This window comes from Hyalangium gracile, from assembly GCF_020103725.1.
GTDB lineage: Bacteria > Myxococcota > Myxococcia > Myxococcales > Myxococcaceae > Hyalangium > Hyalangium gracile.
Map to the genome: position 1 here is coordinate 852,927 of NZ_JAHXBG010000001.1, position 20,161 is coordinate 873,087.

Below are 20,161 nucleotides of genomic sequence, written 5' to 3' on the forward strand. Positions count from 1 at the left end.
CCGTCAGAACCGCCCCGCCAGCCCTCCGAGGATGTCACCCCGAGGCGTGGCCCCCACCACCGGCACCACCTGGAAGCCCGAGCGGGCTCGAAGCTCGGGCCCCTGGGGCAGGGTGTTCTGGGAATGCGAGTACTCGTAGCCGATGACGGCGCCGAAGAGAGGCGCCAGGGCGACCGCGATGACGAACGCTCCCAGGCTCTCGCTGGCGGCGCCGATGCCTCCGCCGAGCGCCGCTCCCGCCAGCGCTCCCATGAGGGCTGGCACCCAGTCGCCCCGGCCGTCCAGCATGCCGCCGAAGAGCGCGACGCCCGCCGTGACGCCCAGCGCGTACGACACCGACAGGCCCGTGGCCGCGGCGATGGCGCAGGGCCGCTCGTCGAACCCCTCTCCGTCCAGGCAGAAGGGGAGCGCCAGGAGCGCGGTCGGCACCGTGCCGATGATGAGCCCCGCCAGGCCCGTGACGGCTCCAGCCCAGGGCGTGAGGACCAGCCGCAGCGCCGACGAAGCCCCCTCGTCGATGGGCGCCCCGTCTCGGGGGATGAGCTCTCCGTGGGGCGCCGCCGACTCGGGCGCGGGTGGCGGAGCGGGGGGCCGGGCCTCCGAGGGCGCGGGCGCCGGGACGAGCGGCGGCGGCGTGGTGCCCTCCGACGCGGGCGGGGTGTAGGGCGTCCACTCCTCGGCCGACTGGGCGAATCCCAGGCTCGAGACGAGCAGGCTCAGGCACAGCACGAGGCGCGGAAGGCTCATGCGCCCAGCCTAGCCGGACCTGACGCCAGGCGGGCTGGGAGAGGCGCACCCGGCCTGAGCCGACATGCCGGCGCCCCCTGTCCGGCCGGGCTTCGGACCAACTGGTATGACAAGCAGACCAGTTCGGCGGAAACGCGACCGGAGGGTGCCTTCCCGGAGGGACCGGAAGGGGGCTAGCCTCGGGCCCACAACCTCGAATGCCGCCGTTCTTCCTCGCCTCGTCGGTGGTCGCGCTCCTGGTGGCGCTGTTCAACGCGCTGCTGGCCGGCTACGTGCTCGCCTCCGGCTGGAGCGATGGGCGCAAGCGCCTCTTCGCCCTGGGCCCCATGGGCGTGACGCTGTTCGCGCTGGCCTGGTTCCTGCTTCTGGTGGAGCCAACCACCCGCGAGCCCCTGCGCACCACGGCCTCCTGGGCGGCGCTGCTGTCCATCTCCGGCTTCATCGGGGACGCGCTGTTGGACCTCGGGCCTTCCCGGGCGCGCCGCCTCCTGCTGCTCGTCCTGGGGCTGGGAGTGCTGGGGCTGTCCGGGCTCGCTGTCTTCGTGTCGATGAGCCGAGGCCTGCCGCTCGGCGCGCTGCTGCCGCAGCTGCTGGCGCTGGGCGGGGTGGCCTTCATCGGCGGGGCGCGCCTGGTGCTCTGCCGGCACGAGAACGCGGCCATCCGGCGGCTGTCGCGGCATGTGGTGGCGGTGGTCATCGCCTCGCTGCTCGTCTGCGTGCTCCGCGAGGGCGTCGAGCTGGCGCGCGGAGGCGCCTCGGGGGCCGTGCTGCTCCTGTGCGTCATCCTCGCCGCGGAGGCGATGGCCCTCAGCTACATGCTGCACGAGCGGGTGGAGGTGCGCCCTCCGGTGGCCCGAGCGGTGACACATGCGCTGCTGGCCATCGTCGCGGCGTTCATCGTGGTGGCGGCGCTGCGGGTGCTGGGCTTCCCGGTGGACCTGGGGCAGGTGGCAGTCACGGTGGTGGTGGCGCTGCTGGCCTCGCTGCTCTTCGTGGGGCTGGGAGATCAGATCAGCAAGGGGCTCGAGTTCCTCCTGTTCCCCAAGCAGGCGCGGATGACGGGGCTGCTGTCGGCCTCCCGCGCCGAGGCCGCCGCGCTGCGCAGCCGCCTGGAGCGCGCCGAGCGGCTCGCCATCGCCGGGGAGCTGGCGGCCTCCGTGGCCCACGAGATCAAGAACCCGCTGGCGGCGCTGCGTGGCTACGCGGAGCTGCTCGGGGACTACCCCACCCACGTCGTACCCGAGCAGCGCGCCCGGTTCGAGAAGGCGGTGCGCATCATCCGCGAGGAGAGCGACCGCATCGACGCGAAGGTGGCGCAGCTGCTGAGCCTCGGGAGGGCTCCGAAGGGTCGGAGGGATGGCCGGCCGCTGGACGTGTCCCGCGTGGCGCTGGAGGCGGTGGCCGTGGCGGAGGGAGAGGTGGACATCCCTCCCATCCTCTCGAGGCTGGATCCGACGCTGAAGGTGGTGGGAGACGAGGACGAGCTGAGGGGCGTGCTGCTGAACCTGCTGAAGAACGCCGCCGAGGCGATGCGCGAGCGTCCGGGAGGGCGCATCGAGGTGGTGGCCCGGAGCGAGGAGGCGAGCGTGGTGATCGAGGTGCGCGATGAGGGCAGGGGGCTCGGCGAGGTGGATCGCGAGCAGCTCTTCCGGCCGTTCTACACGACGAAGGCGGAGGGCACGGGGCTGGGTCTGGCCATCTCGCGCTCGGCCATCGAGGCGGCGGGAGGCCGGCTCAGTCTGCTGCCCCGAGAGGACAGGCCGGGCGCCGTGGCGCGGGTGGTGCTGCCCGTGCCAGCCGAGGAGCCTCGGGCCGCCCAGGAGCAGCGGCGATGACGGGCGAGGGGAGCGAGGCGAGCGGGCCCGAGGTGGCCATCGTCGAGGACGAGCGCAACCTGCGTGAGCTCTACCTGGACGTGCTGAGCGCGCGAGGGCTGCGCGTCGTGCCGCTGGAGTCGGTGGCGGCGGCGGAGGAGTACCTCTCGCGGCGAGCGCCGGACCTGCTGCTGCTGGACGTGAAGCTGGGAGACGGTGACGGGCTGGTGCTGCTGGACAGGCTGCGAGGCCAGGGCCTGCGCACGCCCGTCATCGTGGTGACGGCGTTCGGCACGGTGGAGCGGGCGGTGCAGGCGCTGCGCGCGGGCGCGGCGGACTTCCTGGTGAAGCCGTTCAGCAACGAGCGGCTCGTCTCCGCCGTGGGCGCGGCGCTGGAGGCGGGGCGCCGGTGGGAGGAGCTGGAGCTGGCGGCGCCCCGGCTCGAGGAGCGGAAGGCGGGAGGCGAGCTCATCGGAGCGGAGGGAGGCCTGAAGGACGTGGCGGCGCTGCTGCCGCGAGTGGCCGCCTCGGAGGCCACCGTGCTGGTGCGCGGAGAGTCCGGCACGGGCAAGGAGCTCGTGGCCCGCGCCATCCACCAGGCCTCACCCCGCCTGGACGGCCCCTTCGTCTCGGTGAACTGCGCGGCGCTGCCGTCCACGCTGCTGGAGTCCGAGCTGTTCGGCTTCGAGCGCGGCGCCTTCACCGGAGCGCACGCCAGGCGCAAGGGCCTCATCGAGACGGCGGAGGGCGGCACGCTCTTCCTGGACGAGATCGGCGACATGTCGCTGGAGGCCCAGGCCCGGCTGCTGCGCGTGCTGCAGGAGCGGGAGATCACCCGCATCGGCGGGCGGGAGGCCGTCCGGGTGGACATCCGCGTCATCTCCGCCACGCACCGGGACCTGGACGCGATGGCGGCGAGCGGGCAGTTCCGCTCGGACCTGCTCTACCGGCTGGCGGTGATTCCCATCCGCCTGCCGCCGCTGCGCGAGCGAGCCGGTGACATTCCGGGGCTCATCGAGCACTTCCTGGAGAAGCACGCGGCGAGGAAGGGGCAGCGGGCGCCTCGGCCGGACGCGGCGACGCTGCTGCGGGTGGCGGAGTACCACTGGCCGGGCAACGTGCGCGAGCTGGAGAACTTCGTCGAGCGCGCCGTGGTGCTGGGCCGCTTCGACGTGGAGTCGCTGCGGGCCCCTGCCTCGCCGAAGCCCGCCCCACCGGTCGAGCCCCAGGAGGAAGGCGCGGCTTCAGCGGCCTCCGTCCTCACGCTCCGGGAGGCAGTGGCGCGAGCCGAGCGGGCCGCGGTCATCGCCGCGCTGAAGGCGGCGGGAGGCCAGAAGACGGTGGCCGCCAGGCTGCTCGGGGTCAGCTACAAGACCCTCTTCAACAAGATCCACGAGCACGACATCCGAGAGGAGCTGCACATCGGCTGAGCGACGGGCCATCGCTCACTTGATGATGACCGTCTCGATCCCCGTCGCCTTCATGTAGTCCGAGATCCGCTGGACGATGACCTCTCGCTCCGCCTCGGTGACCTTCTCACCGGTGTCCCACCGGCGGATGGACTTCTTGACGATGATGCCGTAGCCCGCGATCTGCTCGAAGAGCAGCGCCCTGTCGTTCTGCTGATAGAAGCCCATCTCTCCGCGGCCGAGCGTCTTGATCCTGTACTCCTCCGTGTCGCTCACCCGCACGTGGAGCCCGCCGAAGGGCTCGGTCTTCTTGATGCTCTCGATGAAGTCGCGCTGGATCTTGTCCATCGTCTCCTCCGTGAGTGCCTGCCCTCATCTCGCGCAGGGTTGGCCGTTCCTTCGCCGACGGACGATGCCTGTCACATTCGGGTTCCTCTGCAAGGCGGGCTTCTCGATGCGCCACCACGTGCGCTCTCCATAGTCTCCGATTCGCTTCGCCCACGTCGAGAACACGCTCACCTGGCCCGAGGCACCCTCCGCGAAGCGTCGGGACGCTGCATCCCAGATCTGCGCTGCCTGGGCCGGAGTCACGGGGCTGCCGGGCTTGAAGAGGTTGAGGCTGTCGAGGAACCGGCCTCCCGCTGTCTGCTCCAGTGTCGTCTTCCCATTGGCCGCGGCCCAGGCCTGGGCATGGGGCATGTTGGGTCCTGACCAGAACACCGCGCCGTCCCTCGCGGTGGAGAAGTCGAGCGAGTTCTGCGCCATGTCCATCAGCGTGGCGAAGTCCAGGGGCGCCAGGCCGAGCGGGTCCGCCCACGTCGTCGGATCATGCGTGTACGCGTAGGGCGCCGGTCCGCCCGCGAGCCCGATCGGATCCTGGCTCACGTACCGGCCGATCGCCGGGTCGTAGTACCGGAAGCGGTTGTAGAAGAGGCCCGTCTCCGAGTCCTCGTACTGTCCGGGGAAGCGGAAGGGGCACGCGGAGCGCTCGCCCGTGCGCGTCTCGAGGTTGCCGTAGACGTCCGAGCTCGCGGACCACACCTCGCGCCCGGCGCCATCGTACATGGCGGTTGGCGTGCCGAGGTGGTCCGTGAGGATGGAGTACCGGGCGTCGCCCACGAGCCGGGCCATCGGGGTAAAGCTCTCGGGCTCGAAGAGCCAGGTGATGGGCTCCTCGAGAGTGCCGGGCTCGCTTCCGGGGGCCACCTCCTCCGGAGGCCCCTGCGTCGGAAGCGCCGCGAGCTCGCCCCGGCGGCGGCGGGCCGCGGCTTCGTCGAGCGCCGCCTCGCGAGCTGGCTCCGCGGAGGGCTCGGCTGCGGCCGGCCCTTCCACCCACTCATGGAGCGGCACGTTGCCGTCCCAGATCCATCGGGTGGTCTTCCCTCGGAACCGCTTCACCAGGCGCCGGCCGAGCGGATCGTACTCGAACTCGACGGCCTCTCCGTCGGGACGGACCACCTTGCCGAGCAGCCCGAAGGCATTCCAGGAGTAGGTCCACACCCGCTCGCCGCGCTCGAGGCGGCCCGTCTCGATCTTCCGGACGAGGTTGCCCTCCGCGTCGTACTCATAGCGGGTGACGTTGCCGTTCTCGGCCCGTGACTCGAGGAGCTGACCTGCGGGGCCGTACCGGTTGCCGCCGCGGTCCTGCTTCTTGAACAGGTTGCCGACGGAGTCGGGCATCCGCAGGTCGATGCGACCGCTCCCGTGCACGGCCGCCGCCAGGTTCCCGAGCGGATCATGCACGTAGCGGATGGGGCCTCGCGCGGAGTCCACGAGCATCCGCAGCCGGTTGTTCGCGTCCCAGGTGTACTCGGTGGAGGCCTGGCGCTTGCGGCCCGCCCAGAGCTCGTCCTTCACGGGACGCCCGAGCCGGTCGCGCTCCCAGCGGCGCTGGATGCCGCCCGGCAGCTTCCGCTCCAGCTCCAGGCCCAGCGAGTCTCGCTGGAGCTGGGTCTCCCAGGGCGTGAGCTCGCCGTGGGTAATGGCGCGCATGCCGACCATCTTGCCGGCGGAGTTCCGGTGGATCCGCTGGTCCAGCCCCTTCGACGACCGGACGCGCACGCGCAAGCCCAGCGCGTCGTACTCGGAGGAGACCCAGTCGTCCCCGGCGAGCTCCCGCGTCACCCGCCCGAGCACATCCCGCTCGAACGTCACGGTGGCCGAGTCGCTCCGGGCCTCGATCAGCTCCCCATCCGGACGGAAGGTGTACGCCGCCTCGCCGCCGTTGCTGTGCTTGATGCCGACCACGCGCCCGGCCGCGTCGTACGCGTACTCGGTGAAGAGGCCTTCCGGACGGAACAGCTTCACCACGCGCCCGGCGATGTCCCTCTCGAACTGACGCCGCAGCCCGTCGAAGCCGCTCTCGACGACGACCTCGCCGGTGGGGCCCCGCTCGAAGCGGTACACCTCGCCCTGCTCGTTCCGGATGGCGGTGAGGTTCTCCTCCGTGTCGTAGACGAAGGTGACGGTGGTGCCCGCCTCCGTCCTCGAGGCCAGGCGCCCCATGCCCTGGTACGTGGAGACGACGTCCTGCTCGCTGTCGCGGTGGCGGACGACGTGGCCCTCGCCGTCGTAGCTGAAGTCGATGACGTTCCCGCTGGCCTCGCGCAGCCGCGTCATCCGCCCGAGCGCGTCGTACTCCCGGCGCTCCACGTTCCCCTTGCCGTCGATGAGCGCCGTGCACCGGCCGAGCCGGTCATACTCCCACCGCGTCTCATTGCCCTCGGGCGTGCGCACGAGCGTGACGTTGCCCTGAGCGTCGTACTCGGCCGTGGTCTGCCGGCCCGCCGCGTCGGTGAGCCCCACCAGCCGGCCCTTCTCATAGTGGAGCTGGAGCCGGCGGTTCAGCGGATCCACCCGGCCCTTCAGGCGGCCGTTCAAGTCATAGCCCCAGCGCCACTCGCCCTTCATGGCGTCGAGCGCGCGCACGGGCCGGTTCTTCTCGTCGAACTGGCGCTCGGTGACGGCTCCGTCCGGGCCGGTCAGCTTCGTGCAGTTGCCGCGCTCGTCGTACTCCCAGAGCGTCGCGTTGCCGAGCGGGTCGGTCTCCTTCGTCTTCTGCAGGGTGCGCGGGTCATACGCGTAGGCCGTCTCCGCGCCGACGGGGTCCACCACCTTGATGACCTGGCCGGCCAGGTTCATGTGGTACTGCGTCGTCTGCCCGAGCGAGTTCGTGACGAACGTCACCTTCTTCTTCTTGTCGTAGAGGATGCGGTGGTCGTAGATGCCGCCGTCGCCCCACGTGCGCACGCACCAGGCGTCCTCGCCGAGCCCGTCGTATTGGAAGTAGAAGGAGAGCCCGTCCCGGTTCGTCTCCCGCACCATCAGGTGCGTCACGTACTCGAAGCTCCACGACTGGCCGAGCGCGTCCGTCACCTTGGCCAGGTCGCCCTCCCGGTCGTACTCGTACCGGGTGTGGACGTACCAGCCCTCGCCCACGGGCTGCGGCAGCCGGAGCGCTACCAGCCGGTCCTCCTCGTCGTGGGTCAGCCCGAGCACCCGCGAGGCCGAGTCCCGCACCCACTCGAGCCGCCCGCGCTTGTCGTAGTCGAAGCGCACCTCCGCGTCGCCGCTCGCCGCGCGGATGCGCTGGATGGGGGAGCTACCACCCTGGCGCCCCGGCACCGGAGCGAACTCGCGCACCGTGCCGTCGGCGGCGTGCACCTCCCAGCGCCCGTTGCCCAGACACTTCAGCCGCAGCCGATCGATGGGGTGCCAGAGCTCGTCCCCCGGCGCCATCACATGGTCGGCGAAGTCGAAGGTGTCGAACTCGATCTCCCGCCCGTCCTCCGAGCGCAGCACCACCAGGCCCCGCTCGACCCAGACGGCCTGGTCCAGGGAGTGGCTCCACCCATGCCCGAGCACGGTCTTCCGGGTGGCGAAGGCCGAGGAGTAGATGCGCTCGATGCGCAGCGGGATGGGGCCGGGCAGCTCGGCGTCCACCGCCTCGGTCATCACCTTGCCGCTGGCCACGTCCACCGGGTGGCCTGTGAAGAAGCACACCACGCGGTGCAGGAGGTTGCGGAAGCGGCTCGGCCGCATCCGGCTCACCAGCGCATGCAGCGAGTCGCTCACGAACCGCGTGCGCAAGGACGCGAGCAGCGCGGACATCAGGTCCAGCGACGGCGGCCCGCCGATGAGGATGATGCCGCCCTTGGGGACGGCCAGCACCACGGAGGACGGCAGGCGGACGGGCTCTCCGCAGGACATCGCGATGTCCCCGAGCCGCACCGCGTTCGAGCCCATCACCGTGGTCGTCTTCGCGCCGAACACGCAGACCGCGTCGTTCTCCGGCTTGATGGGCAGGGCCGGCTCGGGCACCTCACCGGGGCGGATGACCGGCTTGGGCGTCTTGGGGAACGGCGCCCAGGCGACGCCAGGCGGGATGAGGATGTGCCCGGGGATGTGCTTGGCCTCGGTGCCGGTGTTCGTCGCCGGGAAGGCGCTCCAGTAGAGGACGGGCCCACCGGGCGAGCCCATCAGCGCGCCGAGCGCCAGTCCGGCGGCGAGCCCCAGCGGGTCGAACACCATGCCCGTGAAGGGGTTGGGGATGGGCGTGGGCACGGGTGCCGGCGTCGGCACCATCTCGAAGTGGATGTCGACGCCCAGGACGGGATCCATCCAGCTGCTGGCGATCATGGAGCCCCCGCGCTGCTGGAGCGAGCGGGAGCGGCCGAGGCCTCCCCCCGCTCCATCTGGTCCGCCTGCTCGAAGAGCGAGGCCGCCTGGGCCGCCAGTCCCCGGTCATGACAGACGGTGGCCAGGCGACGCGCGGCCTCCGGGGCGCTGGAGAGCTGGACCACCTGCGGGTCGCTCCCCTGGGCGATGCCGATGGCCTCCTTGAAGCAGGAGACGGCCTGGGGCTCGGCCTTCATCTGGAGGGCAATCTGCCCCGCGAGCCGCCACGCCTCGATGGCTAGCAGGGGCACCTTCGCCGCCGTGGCGGCCTTGGCCGCCTGGGAGTAGGCCTTGGCCGCCTCGGGAGGCTTCTTGCCCAACGCATGCAGCAGCCCGAGCGCCAGATACGCCTGGCTGGCCTGTTCGAGCAGGGCGTGCTTCTCGGCGCAGGCCACCGCATCCTCGAGCTCGCGCACGGCCTTGTCCCGCTGCCCGAGCCCGGACAGGTAGGACGCCAGGGTCATCTGACAGATGACGCGCACCTGGTGCATCTCCAGCCGCTCGGCCAGCTCCTTCGCCTCGCGCTGGAGGCGCACGGCATCCGGGCCACGGCCCTGCTTCATGGCCAGGGCGGCGCCGAACACGAGCTTGCGAAGGTGCGGCGCATCCTTCACGAACGCCGGGTTGATGCCCGCGGCCCGCAGCGCCGCGTCCCGCTCCTCGGAGGGCTCATCGGGCGGATCATCGATGCGGCGGGGAGGGACGACGCCGCGCGGCCCGGCGAGGGGCGTCTCCTGGGCCAGCATGGCCTCCAGGTCCTTGTCCTGGCTCTTGGAGTCGACGATGCACTCGCACGTCAGGGCGCGAGGGCCACAGCCCTTGAGCAGGGTCTTCGGCACGTCGACATCCGCGTCGAGCAGCAGGACGAACCGACAGTCCTTGAGGTCGGCGGAGGCCAGCAGCCGCCCCAGCTCCTCCTCCAGCGCGGGGACGTTCTCGACGATGGAGGGCGCCAGCACCACCACGAGCCCGCTCTGCGGCGAGGGGAGGATGCGCAGGAGGGCCGAGGCGGTCCGAGCGAACCCGGCGACCCGCTCCTCGGGGGGACGGGCCTTGCCCGGACGCGTGTTGGAGGCGGGAGCTGGGAGGCTCGGGAGGGCCGGAGCCTGAAGGCCCTCCTCGGCGAGCTGCTCGCGTCGCTTCTCCCAGGCCTGCACGAGGCGGTTGGTCCGAGCCTGCCACCCGTCCTCCTCGTCGGTGCGCGAGTCCTCGAAGACGATCCACGGGCTGCGGTTGTCGTAGTGCAGCTCCATGGCGGGCAGGAGCTTGAGCAGCGACGAGCGCAAATCTCCAGACGAGCGGATGAAGAGGAGCTTGAGCTCTCGGGCGCGAGTGAACCACGAGGCGTCTTGCTGGAAGCGGTTGATGGGGTCCGAGATCGACTGCATGGCGGCGCCTCTCTGGAGTCTTCAGGTTCCGCGCAAGGCGCTAGTTGATCTTCACCATGGCGCCGGTGATCTCCTGGATGCCGGTGGCCGCGGAGCTGATCTTCGGCCCGGACGAGTCCACGCCCGTGGGAGACACCTTCACGGTGCTGGCCGCCGAGCAGAGCTTGATCTCCTTGACGCCGACCACCTCCACGGTGCCGTCGCTCTTGAGCTTGAAGCTCGCGGAGCCACACACCAGGGAGATCTCACTCTGGGCGCGAGCCTCGATCTTCCCGCCATCGAACTTCATCTCGCCCGAGGTGTTGGTGAGGTGGATCTTCTGCCCGCTGGCGTTGACGACGGCGCCGCCCCGGTTGAGCACGATGCTGACGTCCCCCTGGTTGGCCTTGACCTCGGAGTCCCCCGTCATCGCGTACTTGCCGGTGATGTGGTCCGTCTTGTCGCCGTTGACGGTGAGGTCGTCATTGCCGCCGATGGTCTCGTCCCGGCGGCCGGTGACGAGCAGCTTCTCCAGCGTGTTGACGGTGGTGTCGCGGCCGCCGTGGAGGGTGAGCTTCTCCTGGCCCGTCACCTCCTCGGTGCGCTTTGCCTTGAGGGTGATGGTCTCATCCTTGTCCACCGTCTCGGTGCGCTTGCCGTGGACTGTGGTCGTCTCGTCCTTGTCCACCGTCTTGGTGCGCTTGCCGTGGACCGTCATGGACTGATCGCCGCCCACCGTCTCCGACTGCGAGCCATCCACCGAGTTCGTCTGGTTGGCCTTCACCTGGGTGGAGTGGTTGTTCAGCACCACCTCGTTGAAGTCCTTCTGAGCGTGGAGGAACAGCTCCTCGGAGCCGGTGGCGTCCTCGAAACGCAGCTCGTTGAAGCCCTCACCGCCGGGAGTGGAGGAGGTGCGGATGGTGCTCTGGGTCTTCTTGTCAGGCAGCGCGTAGGGCGCGGGGTTCTGGCCGTTGTAGACGCAGCCCACCACCAGCGGCCGGTCGGGGTCTCCCTCGAGGAAGTCGACCAGCACCTCCATGCCGATGCGCGGCAGGAAGACGAAGCCCCAGCCCACGCCGGACCAGACCTGGGCCACGCGCAGGAAGCACGAGCTCTTCTCGTCCCTCTGGCCCACGCGGTCCCAGTGGAACTGCACCTTGATGCGGCCGTGCTCGTCCGTGAAGATTTCCTCGCCCGCGGGGCCCACCACGGTGGCGGTCTGCAGGCCGGCGACGCGCGAGCGTGGGCGGCGCCGCTCGGGACGGAAGGGCACATCCATCGGGATGCACTCGAAGGTGTTGCGGTAGCGCTCCGGCTCTTCCTTGCCCTCCTCGTGCGTGTCGCTGGTGAGCTCCTCGGGCGCGTGGCCGTGGTGCTCGACGCGGGTGAGCAGGTACCACTGATCCAGCGCGGAGTGGCCGTGCCCGGTCAGCTCGAACATGTAGCCGGGGGTGAAGCCGGAGACGTAGCCCTGGCCGTGCGCGCGCTTGCCCTGCGCGTGGAAGGCCTGCTTGCGCCACTCCTCCTGCTTCTGCTCGTGCTTGTACTTCTTGCCGCCCGCGTCATAGGGCCCCAGCAGCGGCACCGGGTACTCGTAGGACTCGCGGTCGCGCCCCTGCTCGTCCGAGGCGCGCGCCTTCTTGGTGAGGTCCAACGCGGGCTGCGTCCAGTCGAAGTCGCGCACCACCACGCTGGTGGTGTGCAGCTGCTGGGTGAACTCGAAGTGCCGCAGGGACTCGTCCTCGGAGGTGGAGGCCTCGGGGCCCTTCACGGTGATGGGGCTGCCGTTGGCGGCCTCGCAGCTGGAGCACTGCTCGTTCTCCTCCGCCACCACCAACTCCTCCTTCTCGCCGGAGTGATCGAAGTAGAAGAACAGGCCCTCCTCCTCCATGAGGCGCAGGAGGAAGTCCAGGTCCGTCTCGCGGTACTGCACGCAGTACTCGCGGGGGAGGAACTCGCGATTCAGCTCCAGGCGGAAGGAGCGCTCGAAGGGCTGGAGCCCCTCGGTGAGCACGTCCTCGAGGATTTCCGGGACGGTCTTCTCCTGGAAGATGTACGAGTCCCGGCGCTGGGAGAGCGCCCACAGGGCGGGCGCCACGTGCACGCGGGCCAGCAGGTGGCCGGCCTTGGTGCCGGAGTGCTCCACGCGGTGGATGATGCCGCACAGGCGGCGAGCGCTGGACGCGCGGGCAATGAGCACCTCGGCGGAGGAGCCGAGCAGCGCGTCCACATCCGCGCCGAGGTTCTCGTTGGCCAGGTCCACCGTGCAGGTGTAGAGCTCGGACAGGCCCTCGCGGGAGTGCAGCTCCACCACGCGCCAGGTGCCGCCGGGGTCCGCGCTGGACTCGAAGGTGAAGCGGACCTTCTCCATCGGGTCGAGCCCACCGGCGAGCGCCTGCGCCGCGTTCGACAGCGCGTCGAGCGCCCCGGAGGAGCCGAGCGCGCTCTCGGCGATGTCCACCACCTGCTGAGCCACCTGCCCGGCGCGCTGCACCTGCTGGGTGGCCTGGCGGACCTCGGGAATCTGCTGCAGGGCGTTCTCGAGCTGGCGCACCTGCTTCATGGGCACCTTGCCGTCGCGGGCCTCCTGCACGGTCTCCTGGACGGCGCGAGCCACCTCGGTGGCTTGCTGCACCCGGCCCAGGACGTCGTCTGACTCAGACACGCGGCCTCCTCCTGGAGACTTCAAGAACTGACAGTGAACCACCGTCATACCGCGTCGCTCCGACGCGCAGAAGGAGGGGGAAGGTGGCCCGGGCCCGTGCGCCCGCCGCGGAGTGCTCCAAGCGTGAGTGCTACCCGGCAGGTAGCACGGGACGGACTCCGCGCGTGGATCACTCCTGCATACCTGGGCGACGCTGTGGGCCGGCGGGCATCCCGGAGCAGGTAGTGCCTGGGGTACCTGTGTAACGCGTTACATACCTCTGCCTCGCGTCACTCATCCGAGCCCGTGCCCTCGGGCTCACTTCACAGGCGCCGCCCGTGAGCTGCTCGGGGCACGGTGCTTGCTCCTCCCGCGACCGGCGCGCTGACGCGCCATCGAAGGAGGCCCCATGGGCTCTGCATCCCTGGGTGTGGCGGTGGACCGTCCGCACCTGATCGACACACTCCTGCGGCTGCTGGACAGGCCCGCGCGCTCGGCGCTGGACCTGGCGCGGCGGCCGCTCTCCGCCACCCTCGCTCCGGCGATGGTCGGCATCTTCCTGGTGGCGGCGGCCTCCGCGCTGGCCGGCTGCATCTCGCTGTCGGGCTTCCGGCTCGTGCCTCGGCTGGACGTGCTGCGCGCCGTCTTCGAGGCCCTGCTCGTCGTCGTCCCGGGCACCACCGTGTTCGCCGTCTACCTGCGGCTGCGCATCCCTCCGCGCGCCTTCCTGGCCGCCACGGCGCTCGGGCTCCTGGCCGCCGGAGTGGTGGCCACCTGCGTGCTGCCGCTCATGGGCTTCATCGCCGTGGTGGCCGTGAAGTCGCGCACGGACCTGCCCATCCCGCTGCTCTTCGTGCCGGGGCTCGCGCTGGCCACCGTGGCGGCGCTGCCGGCCCGGGTCATCGTCTCGCTGGACGGCTCACGGGCGGCGCGCTGGCTGTCGCGCGCCTTCCTCTTCTTCCTCGGCGCCGTCTTCGTCCTGCGCATCAACGCCGCGCTCCTCCACATCCACACCTGGCTCTGGTGACTCCCATGCAGGCTCTCTCGGAACCGCTCTCACCGTTCGTCCCCTGGTCCTCGCAGGACCGCACGCCGCTGCAGGAGGCGGAAGTCCCCGCTCCCGCCGCGGGCAGCCAGCCCCTCCTGGTGGATCTGCTGAGGGACCCTTCCGCCATCACCGCGCGGCTGCTGGACCCCGCGCGGCTCCAGGGCCTGGTGCTCGGCTCGGCGGGCATCATCGCCGGGTGCACCAGCTTCTTCGCCGCGGCGGCCAGCATCGCGCGGGGCAAGGAGGCGTGGTGGGGCTCCGCGGCGCTGACGTCGCTCAACGTGCTGATGTCGCTCGCGGCGTCCCTGGGCCCCATCTACGCCACGGGCATCCTGCTGGCGGCCCGGGTGCCGCTGGCGCGGCTGGTGGCGGCGATGCTGGCGGCGACGGCGACGGGCTCGCTGCTGCTGGCGGGGCTCGCCTCTCCGCTCTACCTGCTGACGCGGCTCAACCCCGAGTGGGCCGGGCCGCTGATGCTCACCTCCTCGTTCCTGCTGGCGGGGGCGGCGGCGGGCGCGCGCATCCACCGGCTGCTGAGCCACATGGCCGAGACGGTGACGTGCCAGGCGCTGGGAGAGGCCACCGCGAAGCTCAGCGCCGAGGACGCCTTCCGCGTGGGCATCCTCGCGCGCATCTCGTGGATGGTGCTGGCCTTCACCCTGGCCCTGGGCTTCTGGGCCTTCAACGCGCTGGGCTGAGGAGGAAGCCATGACGGCGCTCTGGATCCTCGAGGCATATGTCGTCCTGGGAGTCGTATCGGCCGTGGTCGTCCTGGTGCGCGGGGCGGGAGGCACCTTCGGCTCGCGCGTGGGCCAGGCGCTGGGGGGGCTCGTCCTCTGGCCCTTCGTCCTGCCGCTGATGCTGGCACCCGGGACGGCGCCCGGGAGCGAGCGGAAGGAGGGCCGCAGCGAGCGGGCCCGGCGGCTGGATGAGGTGGCCGGCCGGCTGGAGGAGTGCTGGCGCCAGGCGGCGGTGGAGCGCGCGTGGGCGAACGAGCAGGGCCGCGAGCACCAGCTCATGGACCGCTTCATCGCGCGGCTCCGGGCGCAGCAGCGGCGGCTGGAGGAGATGGAGGCCGCCCTGCTCGCCGCGCCCGCGAGCGTGAAGGAGCGGCTGGCGCGGCTGCACGAGCACGCGGTCGCCGAGCTGGACCACAGCATGGGGCTGGTGGAGGACCTGGCCGCCCAGCTCACGCTGCTGCGCTTCTCGGACCTGGGCAACCCGGCCGCCGCGCGCGTGGAGCGCGGGCACATCGAGGAGCTGCTCCTGCGCATCGAGGCGCTGGCGGAGGCCTCGCAGCCCACGGCCGGCGACGGGCTCCCGGCGACAGGGACGGTGGCGCGCGCGTGAGCGCCGGGTGAGTCCCCACGGACCTGCGAGGAGCGATACCGAAGGGTTTTCGGCTCCATCAGCGGGATGCGCAAACCCTGCGGCTTCGACACGTCGGCTCGGTTCTGGGACGCCGTGACTCGGCATGTCGAAAGCGTGGGGCGCACGGCCACCCCCCTCGCGGATCGCGCTGGCCCTCGGGTTGCACCAGGGCTCTCCAGTCACAGTGCGCAGAGCAGGGGAGAAGTCCATGGCAACAATGACTTTCAGGGAAGCGATGGCGGGGTTCTCGGACATCCTCTACGCGCGAGCGATGGAGAACATGGCGGACAGGCGCAACCACCTGCTCAGCGCTCCAGGGGCTCGAGCCAACGCCCACTCCACCATGATGTTCGACGTGGTGCTGGAGAAGGGCGGCATGGCGAGTGTCTCGGTAAGCCGGTATTGCGCGGGCTTCACGCTGCGCTGCTCGGCGTGGGTGACTTCGCAGAATGCAACGCCCGTGGTGTCCGGCCACATCTTCTCCAGCGATGGTGGCGGCACCGAGTTCGCCAACGTCCCCATGGAGCAGCGCGTCCAGTTCGAGCTCAAGACGGGCTTCTGGCGCAGCACGACGTTCACCATCCACCTGCGCACGACGCCGGCCCTGCCCGAGGGCTCCGTGCTCAAGGTGTTCATGGATATCGACTACTAGGGGCGCTAGTCTCGGGGTGCGGCGCTGTACTCGAAGCCTTCGTAGCCGAACGCTCGTTCGATGGCTTTGAGGTCGGCCTCCGTGCCTCCGCACGCCTTCACGCAGTCACGCCAGCGGGCGGAGACGGTGGCCTTCATCGTGTCGATGAGGTGGGTGGCTTCCTCCTTGGACAGGCGGAACCGGCCGCATTCGCTCAAGAGGTTGTGGCGGTTGGCTCGGCGGTACTTCACGCTCCCCACTTCCATGGCCAGGTCTCGCTCGGTGCTGGCCTGGGGCATCGGTGTGAGGTCATAGGCGGGCGAGAGACTCCAGTCCGCGCCTGCCGCGATGAGCGCATGGTTGCGAGGATGGTCATCCGTGTTCGAGATGAGCGCGTTGAACACCATGCGTGAGAACAGCTCCCGCAGGTCCGCATCCGGATTGCCGACCCAGCGCTTCAGCTCGTCCGCCAGGAGAACGTACGACCATCTGGAGCGCTCCTGCGCATTCTCGTCCGCACGGAGGACCGTCAGCGCGCTGACCATGCGGTGCCGCAGGTAGCCTCCCTCGACGCGTTGCCGGTCGAATCGGCGTACCAGGAGAACGTGCCGGCCCGCGACGGAGGTGACCTTGCCGAAGGCCGCTCGAAGTCCGCACTCGCTGGCGAGCCTCAACATGCCACCTTCGACCGCCGCGTTGTTCCAGCGGTCATTGCGAGCCGGGAACTTGGCGACCCACAAACCTTCGTCATCCTCGACGACATTCTTGGGTCGGGCACCGCCCATGGAGCTGCCTGGATGCACCAGCTCGTCGACCTGGACCTCCGAGGGGGCGATGCCCAGCTCGATTCGCTCGGCTTCCTCGAGCAGGAGGTTCAGCCGGAGCACCTTGTTGAATTGATGAATGGGAGCGGGCGGCGTGGGGCTCGTGCCAAAGGACAGCGCACCCGCACGGTCCTCGGGTGAGTGGAGGAGGAAGTCGATCTCGCTCAGGTCCGTACGTCCCAGCTGGCGTTGGATGACCGTGCGGCCCCATGCGTCGGGTGAGGAGTCTCGCAGGGCGCCGAAGATGCCACCGAGCCTGGCCGTCTCGAAGGTGCCTGAACGCAAGGCGAGTTCGAACTTCTCCAGCTCGACCGCACGCGGATTGTTCAGGTAGCTCTTTCCGTAGACGAAGCGCCCGATGTCACCCTGCTGAAGGAAGCGCCCACAGGTGACGACTTCCATGGAGTCTGGAAGCTGGATGTACACGTAGCAACTGGGAGCATCAGAAGTCGGCATCGAGGCCTCCCGTGGAGTGCACCCGCTTCGGCTGGCGGGCGGACTCGAGCGTTTTTCCCTCCTCATCCCGATCGGGAGAGCCGAGGTCCTCGAATTCGCGCTCGAGGCCCAGGGCCCACAAGACCGTGAAGTAGGCGCTGATGGCTGTGGTGGGGCTTCCCTGCTCAACGCGTTTGAGGGTTCCGATGGCCAGACCCGTCTTCTTGGCGAGGTCTGCTTGCTTCAAACCCCGTCGAACGCGCCCACGCGCGATGTTCGTACCCAGGCGGTTCACCGCACGGAGCACTGCGAGAGGCGTCGTCTCATCGGTCAGATTCTGTCGGGGCATCGCTCAATCTATTGGCTATAAGTCGTCGTAAGCACCAATCTATTAACCCGCATCCCGGTGGGCAATAATCTACTGACTCTTAAGGTTCCTAAGGGCCAATAGATTGAAATCCACCTGGAATGACACGGCTGCATGAGAGGCAGGCAAGCCTGCGCCAGGAGGGTGCCAGGCCCGCATGAGCAAACCGTGAGGAACAGATGAGGCGGCCTGGAGGCTTCTCCGGGCCGTCGGTGCGACCTTCTCCCGCGTACCGGTCACCGCTGACCGGAAGCCCGGAGGAACCATGTCGCACACTTCCCTTCACACCCCGAAACAGCTCAGTCCCCTCCTTTATATGGCGCTGCTCGCCCTGCTGATGGGGACGGGCTGTGCGACGGCCCGAAGGCCGCTCGCCGCGGAGCTGCCGCCGATGGCGTTCGCGGCCGAGGCGAGGGCGCCCGAGCAGCCTCCCATCCTTACGGAGAACCACTTCTCGAGGGACCGCGCCGGCAGCATCTCGGAGGAGGGGCTGCGAGAGGTGCTCGCGGCGCCGGTGTTCCTGGAGGAGCAGGCGCGCGTGGGCATCGTCCCGGTGCAGGGCACGTACGCGCTGGACATGGACGTGCCGCTGACGGCGGTGACGGCGGCGCTGGCGGACGCGCTGGACATGTCGGGCGAGTTCGAGCTGGCCAGCGAGGTGTCCACGGACTTCCCGGTGGACGGAGGCATCTCGGGCCTGAGGGAGCTGGCGGCCCGCTACCGCTGCGACTACCTGCTCATCTACCGCCACCGCTTCGTGGACGCCTCGTACACGAACCCGGTGGCGTGGGGCTACCTCACGGGGGTGGGGGCGCTGTTCCTGCCGGGCCAGACGCTGGAGAGCGCCGGAGTGCTGGAGGCGACGCTGTTCGACGTGAAGACGGGCACGCTGCTCTTCACGGTGAACGAGCGCGTCCTCGCCGAGGAGCGGGTGAACCTCTGGCACAACGACTTGAAGACGCAGTGGATGAAGAAGCAGATGCTGGAGGGCGCGACGAAGAAGCTGTCCGAGCAGGTGGTGGGGAAGATCCGCCGGCTGGTGGCGGCGCGCGAGGCCCTGGCGCGGAAGCCCTCGACGGCGGTGGTATCGTCGCAGCCGGCGCCTGCTCCGGTGGCGCCGCCTCGGGAGGAGCCCTCCGCCCCGCTGATTCCAGTGACTGTCACGACGACGGGCATCTGAGCGCGAGAGGGACGCCATGAAGACGACGACGATGAAGAAGCTGTGGCTGGCGGCGCTCGCGGTGGCGGTGGCGCTCGGTGCGGGGTGCTCTCGGATGTACAGCCCGCCGGCGCATGAGCGGCGAGTGCCCATGTACGAGGTGGAGGGAAAGCCGGAGGAGGAGTTCTCGCGGCTGGCGGTGGTGAACGGCAAGCCGTTCGCGGACATGTACTTCAAGCACTACGGGGTGAACCCCACCATCGACACGGAGGAGGAGAACGTCTCCACCTTCTCGGTGGACGTGGACAGCGCCTCGTACACGCTGGCGCGCTCGTACCTGTCGCGCGGGCACCTCCCGGAGGAGGAGGCCATCCGGGTGGAGGAGTTCATCAACGCGTTCAGGTACGACTACCCGAACCCGGGTGACGCGCCCTTCGGGGTGCAGGTGGAGGCGTTCCCCTCGCCCAACCGGCGCGGCTACCACGTGGTGCACCTGGGCCTCAAAGGGCGCGAGGTGAGCACCTCCGAGCGGCTGCCGACGAACCTGGTCTTCACCATCGACGTGTCGGGCTCGATGGGGATGGAGAACCGGCTGGGGCTGGTGAAGCGCTCGCTGGCGCTGCTGGTGGAGCAGCTGGACGAGCGGGACACGCTCTCCATCGTGGTGTACGGCGACGGCGCGCGCACGGTGCTGGAGCCCACGCGGGCCACGGCGCGCACGCGCATCCTCTCGGCCATCGAGTCGCTGCAGCCGGAGGGCGCCACCAACGTGCAGGCCGGGCTGGAGGTGGCGTACGGCATCGCCGCGAGCCTGGCGCGGGAGGGCACGGTGAGCCGCGTCATCCTGTGCTCGGACGGGGTGGCGAACAGCGGCATCACGGGGGCGGATGACATCTTCGAGTCCATCAAGGAGCACGCGCGCAAGGGCGTGCGGCTCACGACGGTGGGCTTTGGCATGGGCAACTACAACGACGTGCTGATGGAGCGGCTGGCGCAGGTGGGGGACGGGCAGTACGCGTACGTGGACCAGCTGTCGGAGGCGCGGCGGCTCTTCGTGGAGCAGCTTACGGGCACGCTGCAGCTCATCGCGCGGGACGTGAAGGTGCAGCTCGAGTTCGACAAGGCGGTGGTGTCGCGCTACCGGCTGATCGGCTTCGAGAACCGGCTGCTGAGCCGGGAGGACTTCGCCAACGACAAGGTGGACGCGGGGGACATCGGGGCGGGGCACACGGTGACGGCGCTGTACGAGGTGAAGTTCCGGGACGCGGAGGTACTGAAGTCGCCGGCGTTCGCGACGCTGCGCATCCGGTACAAGGATCCGAGCACCACGCTGGAGGCAGGCGAGTCGCGGAAGGTGGAGAAGGCGCTGCCCACGGCGATGGTGCGCCAGAGCCTGGAGGCGGCCTCGGGGCCGACGCAGCTGTCGCTGGTGGTGGGGCTGTTCGCGGAGAAGCTGCGCGGCTCGTACTGGGCGCGCACGGTGACGTACGAGGACCTGCTGAAGCTGTGGGGGCAGCTGCCGGAGCGGGTGCGCACGCGAGAGGAGGTGGGCGAGCTGCGCCACCTCATCCAGCAGGCCCGCTCGTACGACAAGCGCGGGGACAAGTTCGAGAAGACGGCGCCCATGGCGAACATGGACTTCGATCACGTCCCGGTGGTGCGCTGAGC

At 70.0% G+C, this 20,161-nt stretch carries 15 protein-coding genes; 8 read left to right on the forward strand and 7 right to left on the reverse strand.

All coding sequences use genetic code 11. From position 1 onward, the window contains the following. Nucleotides 1-3 precede the first annotated feature (3 nt). A complete protein-coding gene (locus tag KY572_RS03490; RefSeq protein ID WP_224240700.1) occupies nucleotides 4-747 on the reverse strand; it encodes a hypothetical protein in 744 nt (247 codons plus the stop codon). Between the two features lie 197 nt (nucleotides 748-944). Between KY572_RS03490 and KY572_RS03495 the strand changes: the two genes are divergently transcribed. Beyond that, nucleotides 945-2,582 carry an ATP-binding protein gene (locus tag KY572_RS03495; RefSeq protein WP_224240701.1) on the forward strand — a complete coding sequence of 546 codons (1,638 nt, stop codon included), beginning with the start codon at nucleotides 945-947 and terminating at the stop codon, nucleotides 2,580-2,582. Continuing rightward, complete coding sequence (locus KY572_RS03500) at nucleotides 2,579-3,991, forward strand: sigma-54-dependent transcriptional regulator (protein WP_224240702.1); 1,413 nt, start codon at nucleotides 2,579-2,581, stop codon at nucleotides 3,989-3,991. The genes KY572_RS03495 and KY572_RS03500 overlap by 4 nt, the downstream gene beginning before the upstream one ends. A 15-nt stretch (nucleotides 3,992-4,006) precedes the next feature. Here the strand turns inward: KY572_RS03500 and KY572_RS03505 are convergent, their stop codons facing one another. Genes KY572_RS03505 through tssI form a run of 4 tightly spaced genes read right to left on the reverse strand, consistent with a single transcriptional unit; the run spans nucleotide 4,007 to nucleotide 12,679 of the window. After that, entirely contained in the window at nucleotides 4,007-4,318 is a 312-nt protein-coding gene (locus tag KY572_RS03505; RefSeq protein WP_224240703.1) for a hypothetical protein, read from the reverse strand. Nucleotides 4,319-4,342: 24 nt separating this feature from the next. Next, on the reverse strand, nucleotides 4,343-8,608 hold the full coding sequence (locus KY572_RS03510; protein WP_224240704.1) for a DUF6531 domain-containing protein: 4,266 nt from the start codon (nucleotides 8,606-8,608) through the stop codon (nucleotides 4,343-4,345). Further along, complete coding sequence (locus KY572_RS03515) at nucleotides 8,605-10,035, reverse strand: tetratricopeptide repeat protein (protein ID WP_224240705.1); 1,431 nt, start codon at nucleotides 10,033-10,035, stop codon at nucleotides 8,605-8,607. The genes KY572_RS03510 and KY572_RS03515 overlap by 4 nt, the downstream gene beginning before the upstream one ends. A gap of 40 nt (nucleotides 10,036-10,075) precedes the next feature. After that, nucleotides 10,076-12,679, reverse strand: coding sequence for a type VI secretion system Vgr family protein (gene tssI / locus KY572_RS03520; RefSeq protein WP_224240706.1), 2,604 nt, complete (start codon nucleotides 12,677-12,679; stop codon nucleotides 10,076-10,078). 388 nt (nucleotides 12,680-13,067) lie between these two features. Here tssI and KY572_RS03525 point away from each other — a divergent pair, with 388 nt between their 5' ends. From KY572_RS03525 to KY572_RS03540, 4 genes are all read left to right on the forward strand, one after another. Then, complete coding sequence (locus KY572_RS03525) at nucleotides 13,068-13,685, forward strand: hypothetical protein (RefSeq protein ID WP_224240707.1); 618 nt, start codon at nucleotides 13,068-13,070, stop codon at nucleotides 13,683-13,685. 5 nt (nucleotides 13,686-13,690) lie between these two features. Further along, nucleotides 13,691-14,404 (forward strand): hypothetical protein, encoded by a 714-nt coding sequence (locus tag KY572_RS03530; protein ID WP_224240708.1) that lies wholly within the window; start codon nucleotides 13,691-13,693, stop codon nucleotides 14,402-14,404. Nucleotides 14,405-14,414: 10 nt separating this feature from the next. Further along, complete coding sequence (locus KY572_RS03535) at nucleotides 14,415-15,056, forward strand: hypothetical protein (RefSeq protein ID WP_224240709.1); 642 nt, start codon at nucleotides 14,415-14,417, stop codon at nucleotides 15,054-15,056. 229 nt (nucleotides 15,057-15,285) lie between these two features. Further along, nucleotides 15,286-15,729, forward strand: coding sequence for a hypothetical protein (locus KY572_RS03540; protein WP_224240710.1), 444 nt, complete (start codon nucleotides 15,286-15,288; stop codon nucleotides 15,727-15,729). 5 nt (nucleotides 15,730-15,734) lie between these two features. Here the strand turns inward: KY572_RS03540 and KY572_RS03545 are convergent, their stop codons facing one another. Both KY572_RS03545 and KY572_RS03550 read right to left on the reverse strand, forming a co-directional pair. Next, complete coding sequence (locus KY572_RS03545; protein ID WP_224240711.1) at nucleotides 15,735-16,988, reverse strand: type II toxin-antitoxin system HipA family toxin; 1,254 nt, start codon at nucleotides 16,986-16,988, stop codon at nucleotides 15,735-15,737. Next, complete coding sequence (locus tag KY572_RS03550; RefSeq protein WP_224240712.1) at nucleotides 16,975-17,316, reverse strand: helix-turn-helix domain-containing protein; 342 nt, start codon at nucleotides 17,314-17,316, stop codon at nucleotides 16,975-16,977. The genes KY572_RS03545 and KY572_RS03550 overlap by 14 nt, the downstream gene beginning before the upstream one ends. A gap of 283 nt (nucleotides 17,317-17,599) precedes the next feature. On the opposite strand from KY572_RS03550, the gene KY572_RS03555 reads away from it, so the two are divergent. Both KY572_RS03555 and KY572_RS03560 read left to right on the forward strand, forming a co-directional pair. Further along, nucleotides 17,600-18,514 carry a hypothetical protein gene (locus KY572_RS03555; protein WP_224240713.1) on the forward strand — a complete coding sequence of 305 codons (915 nt, stop codon included), beginning with the start codon at nucleotides 17,600-17,602 and terminating at the stop codon, nucleotides 18,512-18,514. Nucleotides 18,515-18,530: 16 nt separating this feature from the next. Beyond that, on the forward strand, nucleotides 18,531-20,159 hold the full coding sequence (locus KY572_RS03560) for a vWA domain-containing protein (RefSeq protein WP_224240714.1): 1,629 nt from the start codon (nucleotides 18,531-18,533) through the stop codon (nucleotides 20,157-20,159). Nucleotides 20,160-20,161: the final 2 nt, after the last annotated feature.